This is a genomic window from Mesorhizobium sp. M7A.F.Ca.MR.245.00.0.0 (assembly GCF_003997415.1).
Lineage (GTDB): Bacteria > Pseudomonadota > Alphaproteobacteria > Rhizobiales > Rhizobiaceae > Mesorhizobium.
Genome location: NZ_RZTE01000012.1, coordinates 1 through 5,036, shown reverse-complemented (window position 1 = coordinate 5,036; position 5,036 = coordinate 1). Strand labels below are relative to the sequence as shown.

Here is a 5,036-nt window from a genome sequence, read left to right as displayed (position 1 = left end):
CCTGGATGTCGGCTCGAGTGAAGCGGATGCCGGGCAGGGTCATTTCATGTCTCACAACACGTTCGGGCACCTTTTCCGCGTCACCACCTGGGGCGAAAGCCATGGCCCGTCGCTCGGCTGCGTGGTCGACGGCTGCCCGCCCGGCATCCGCTTCACTCGAGCCGACATCCAGGCCGAACTCGACAAGCGCCGGCCGGGGCAATCACGTTTCGTCACGCAGCGTCGCGAACCGGATGAAGTGAAGGTGCTGTCCGGCTTCATCTTCGACGAGGACGGCGAGACGATGATCACCACCGGCACGCCGGTGTCGATGCTGATCGAGAATGTCGACCAGCGTTCAAAGGATTATGGCGAGATCGCCCGCCAATACCGGCCGGGCCATGCCGACTACACCTATGAGGTCAAATACGGCGTGCGCGATTATCGCGGCGGCGGCCGCTCCTCGGCCCGCGAGACGGCAGCCAGGGTGGCGGCCGGTGCCTTGGCGCGCAAGGTGGTTCCGGGCGTTGTGGTGCGCGGCGCGCTGGTGTCGATGGGCGAAAAATCCATAGACCGCGCCAACTGGAACTGGAATTTCATCGGCGATGCCGAAAATCCGTTCTTCACCCCCGATCCGGCCTCCGTACCCGTCTTCACCCAGTATCTCGACGGCATCCGCAAGGCGGGCTCCTCGGTCGGGGCGGTGATCGAAATCGTCGCCGACGGCGTTCCGCCAGGCCTCGGCGCGCCGATCTATGCCAAGCTCGATCAGGACATCGCCTCCGGCCTGATGTCGATCAACGCGGTCAAGGGCGTCGAGATCGGCAACGGCTTCGAGGCCGCCCGTATCACCGGCGAGCAGAATGCCGACGAGATGCGCATCGGCAATGACGGCAAGCCGGTGTTCCTGTCCAACAATGCGGGCGGCATCCTCGGTGGCATCTCGACCGGCCAGGCGATCGTCGCTCGTTTCGCCGTCAAGCCGACCTCCTCGATCCTGACGCCGCGAAAGTCGATCGACAAGGACGGCAGGGACGTCGAGATCATGACCAAGGGTCGCCACGACCCATGCGTCGGCATCCGCGCCGTGCCGATCGGCGAAGCAATGGTTGCCTGTGCGATCGCCGACCACTATCTGCGGCATCGGGGACAGACGGGAAGGGAATAGGGGAATAAGGGAATAAGGGAATATGTTGCGCTCTTAGCGCGGCCGGCCAAATCTTTTTGCTTTTCCCTACTCCCGTACTGCCCTACTCCCTTATTCCCTGCGAGCAAAGCGAGCACTTATGCCTTACGACCAGAAGAAGATCGTCGAAGCCCTGCGTGCTTTCGAACGCGGCGAGATCGTCGTCGTCATGGATGATGACGGGCGCGAGAACGAAGGCGACCTGATCGTTGCCGCCGTCCACTGCACGCCCGAAAAGATGGCGTTCATCGTGCGCCACACCTCCGGCATCGTCTGCACGCCGATGCCGCGCGAAGAAGCCAAGCGGCTGAACCTTGCGCCGATGGTCGCCGACAACGATTCCGCCCATACCACCGCTTTCACCGTCAGCGTCGATTTCAAGCATGGCACCACGACGGGCATCTCGGCCGAAGATCGCACTTTGACCGTTCGAAATCTTGCCAACGGCAATGTCGGTGGCTCGGATTTCGTCCGCCCTGGCCACATCTTCCCGCTGATCGCGCGCGAAGGCGGCGTGCTGATGCGCTCCGGCCATACCGAAGCAGCGGTCGATCTGTGCAAGCTCGCCGGCCTGCCGCCGGTCGGCGTCATTTCCGAGCTGGTCAATGATGACGGCACCGTCAAGCGCGGCCCGCAGGTGCAGGCTTTCGCCGAGGAGCATGGGCTGAAGCAGGTTTCGGTTGCCGACCTCATCGCCTACCGGCAACGTAAGGAAACTCTGGTCGAACGCGTCGCTTGCTCGGAAATCGACACGCTCGGCGGCAAGGCACAGGTCTTCACCTACACGCTGCCGTGGGACTCCATGCACCACGTCGCCATCGTCTTCGGCGACATTCGTGACGGCGAGGAGGTCCCGGTGCGCCTGCATTCGGAGGATGTGGTGACCGATGTGTTCGGCACCAGCCACCGGCTCGACGCCATCATGAAGGCAATGGGCGAGCGCAGGCGCGGTGTCATCGTCTATCTCAGAGAAGGCTCCGTCGGCGTTGCGCATCAGGAGCGCAAACGACCGGCAAGCGGCGACCGCGAGGATCACGAAGAGGCCCGCCGCCGCGAAAACGAGTGGCGCGAGATCGGGCTCGGCGCGCAGATCCTCAAGGATCTCGGCATCTCCTCGATCAACCTGATCGCCTCGCGCGAACGCCACTATGTCGGCCTCGAAGGTTTTGGCATCCACATCGCCAAGACCGAGATCCTCTGAGCCTCCCGCCGATCCGGTTGCCGGAGAAGACGGATGAATGCGCCCCTGCCTTCCAGCCAGCGCAGCGAGCGGCTTTTGCTGCGCCGCCCGGCAGAGGCTGATCTGGATTTCCTAGCCGATCTCTTTTCGCGCGGGGAGCTTGTTGCGCATCGACCCGACCCTGTTCCGGATACAGCCCAGCAGAGCGCCGCGCGGCTGACGCGCGACATCGGTCATTGGGACAAGCACGGCTTTGGCCGCTGGGCGGTCGAGGCGGATGGAAAGTTGATCGGCTTCGGCGGCGTCACGGTATCGGCGGATTTCGACGGTCTGAACCTGTCCTATCATCTTCATCCGGCGGCCTGGGGACATGGCTATGCCACGGAATTGGTGATGGAAGCACTGCGCACCGCGTTCGGCCCCTTGCGTGCCGATCGGGTTGTCGGCCTCGTCCGCCCCGCCAATCCGGCCTCGCGACGGGTGCTGGAGAAATGTGGCTTCGCCTTCGAAAAAGAGGTGATGCTGCGCGGGGCGCCAACGATACTTTTGGCATTGGCGCACCCGGGAAAAGCCAATATTTCAGGCCCGGCCGCCTAGAGCGGCGCGCCCGGTCCTAAAGCCCGGACGCGCCGGAACTATTCCGCGGCAATCGCGGCTGCTTCGCATCCGTCCATCTCGCACTCAGTCGTGGCAAGGCTGCGTTGGCCGAGCAGCACCGTGGCCAGTGCGATCGTGCCTGAAGCCACCGACACCCAGAACCCGCTCTGGGCGCCGAACGCATCCACCATCGCGCCGGCCGCGAACGAGCCCAGCGCCATGCCGATGCCGATGCCGGTCATGACCCAGGTGATGCCTTCGGTCAGCATCGCTTCCGGCACATGCCGCTCGATCAGGCCGAACGCGGTGATGAAGGTCGGCGAGATCGCCACACCGCTGATGAACACGGTCAGCGCCAGCAGTGGCACGGTGTCGGCGGTGAGCGGCAACAGCGTGCCGAGCGCGACGAGGGCGACTGCGATGGCCAGCTGGCGTTGCAGCGGCGCCTTCAGGCTGAGCGCGCCGACGATGATGCCGAGTACGAACGATCCCAGCGCATAAACGCCGATGACGAGGCTGGCGGCGCCCGGTTGGCCAAGCTCCTTGGTGATCGCCACGGTGGTCACTTCCGTCGTCGCGAAGGTTGCGCCGATGAAGATCAGGGCGAGGGTGATGATCTGAACCGGCCGCAGGCGGATCGCCGAGCCGCTTGAGTTATGGTCGACCGGCCGCACCCGGGGCTCGGTCGAGCGTTGCAGGATGAAGGCCGCTGATCCGAATGCGAGAAATAATGTGCTCACCAGAACGCCGGCTTCCGGGAATAGGGCGGCACTCAGGCCGACCGATAGCGATGCCCCGGCGATATAGACCAGTTCATCGGCCACGGACTCGAAGGCGAATGCGGTGTTCATCTGCGGCCGCCCCCGGAAAATCTCCGTCCAGCGCGCGCGCACCATCGCAGGTATGCTTGGCATGGCGGCAGCCAGCAGTGACGATACGAACAGCGTCCAAACCGGCCAGTCCTGGTTGGCCGCCGCTATCAGGACTGCGAAAGCCAGCACCGCGATGATGGTGGTGGGCACCACGATTCGTGTCTGGCCCAGGCGGTCCACCAGTCTCGATATCTGCGGCGCGACGAAGGCGTTGGCCAGCGCGTATGTCGCCGAGACGGCTCCGGCCAGCCAGTATTCGCCACGCGTCTGCGACAGCATCGCCACGATGCCGATGGGCGCCATGGCGATCGGCAGGCGCGCCATGAAGCCGGCGGCCGCAAAGCCCTTGGCTCCGGGGGCACGAAAGATTTCCGCGTAGGGATTTTGCATCGGTTGGTTCCTCGACAAAGGACGATTGGACAATTACATACGGAGCGTATGATCATTAAATAGACCATACGTCGCGTATGTCAATTGGCATACGTTGCGTATGTGAATAGGGCCAGAAGCCATGCACAGACCCCGCAAGGAGATGATCGCCGAGACGCGCGCCAAGCTGATCGCGGCGGCCCGTCATGCCTTCGGCACAACAGGCTATGCGGAAGCCTCGATGGATGATTTCACCGCTTCGGCCGGGCTGACGCGCGGCGCGCTCTATCATCATTTCGGCGACAAAAAGGGGCTGCTGCAGGCGGTCATAGCCCAGATTGACGGCGAGATGGCGGCGCGCATCAATGAGGTCGCGTCGAGAGCGCCGACCCGTTGGCAACATTTCGTCGACGAGTGCTCGACCTATATCGAGATGGCGCTGGAGCCGGAAATCCAGCGCATCATGTTCCGGGATGGCCCGGCCGTGCTGGGGGATCCAGCGCAATGGCCGAATTGCAGTGCGTGCATCGCTTCAATGACCGACCATCTGACCGCGCTGCAGGAGGAGGGGGTCGTTGTCTCCAGCCTCGACCCCGAGACGGCCTCGCGACTGATCAACGGAGCGAGCAGCCAGGCAGCGCAACGGATCGCCAATTCGAGCGACCCCGAAGCGACGTCGAAGAAGGTGGTGACGGCGTTCAAGCAACTGCTCGAAGGCCTGCTCAAGAAGCCGGACCCGCAGTCGAATTGAAGTTCCCACCGGAGCTTTCGTGCCGGCAGCTGTTCCCGATAGGAATTTTTTCTTGACTCGGTGACCTCAGCTAAGGTACATATTCGTCCATGGTGCTGATTT

At 63.4% G+C, this 5,036-nt stretch carries 5 protein-coding genes; 4 read left to right on the top strand and 1 reads right to left on the bottom strand.

The annotated features are described in order from the left end of the window. Positions 1 to 46 precede the first annotated feature (46 nt). From aroC to EOB80_RS14770, 3 genes are all read left to right on the top strand, one after another. Positions 47 to 1,147, top strand: a complete 1,101-nt coding sequence (gene aroC, locus EOB80_RS14780) for a chorismate synthase (protein ID WP_127268177.1) — start codon at positions 47 to 49, stop codon at positions 1,145 to 1,147. A 118-nt stretch (positions 1,148 to 1,265) separates the two neighbouring features. Next, complete coding sequence (gene ribB, locus EOB80_RS14775; RefSeq protein WP_127268178.1) at positions 1,266 to 2,366, top strand: 3,4-dihydroxy-2-butanone-4-phosphate synthase; 1,101 nt, start codon at positions 1,266 to 1,268, stop codon at positions 2,364 to 2,366. A 33-nt stretch (positions 2,367 to 2,399) separates the two neighbouring features. After that, a complete protein-coding gene (locus EOB80_RS14770; RefSeq protein WP_127322377.1) occupies positions 2,400 to 2,942 on the top strand; it encodes a GNAT family protein in 543 nt (180 codons plus the stop codon). 38 nt (positions 2,943 to 2,980) lie between these two features. On the opposite strand, the gene EOB80_RS14765 is transcribed toward EOB80_RS14770, so the two are convergent. Further along, positions 2,981 to 4,204, bottom strand: a complete 1,224-nt coding sequence (locus EOB80_RS14765; RefSeq protein WP_127328380.1) for an MFS transporter — start codon at positions 4,202 to 4,204, stop codon at positions 2,981 to 2,983. A 121-nt stretch (positions 4,205 to 4,325) separates the two neighbouring features. Here EOB80_RS14765 and EOB80_RS14760 point away from each other — a divergent pair, with 121 nt between their 5' ends. Next, entirely contained in the window at positions 4,326 to 4,934 is a 609-nt protein-coding gene (locus EOB80_RS14760; RefSeq protein WP_127268181.1) for a TetR/AcrR family transcriptional regulator, read from the top strand. Positions 4,935 to 5,036: the final 102 nt, after the last annotated feature.

Bases quoted from the DNA above. Each gene is read 5' to 3' on its own strand.
- aroC (WP_127268177.1), top strand. From the start codon at position 47: ATGTCTCACAACACGTTCGGGCACCTTTTCCGCGTCACCACCTGGGGC.
- ribB (WP_127268178.1), top strand. From the start codon at position 1,266: ATGCCTTACGACCAGAAGAAGATCGTCGAAGCCCTGCGTGCTTTCGAA.
- EOB80_RS14770 (WP_127322377.1), top strand. From the start codon at position 2,400: ATGAATGCGCCCCTGCCTTCCAGCCAGCGCAGCGAGCGGCTTTTGCTG.
- EOB80_RS14765 (WP_127328380.1), bottom strand. From the start codon at position 4,204: ATGCAAAATCCCTACGCGGAAATCTTTCGTGCCCCCGGAGCCAAGGGC.
- EOB80_RS14760 (WP_127268181.1), top strand. From the start codon at position 4,326: ATGCACAGACCCCGCAAGGAGATGATCGCCGAGACGCGCGCCAAGCTG.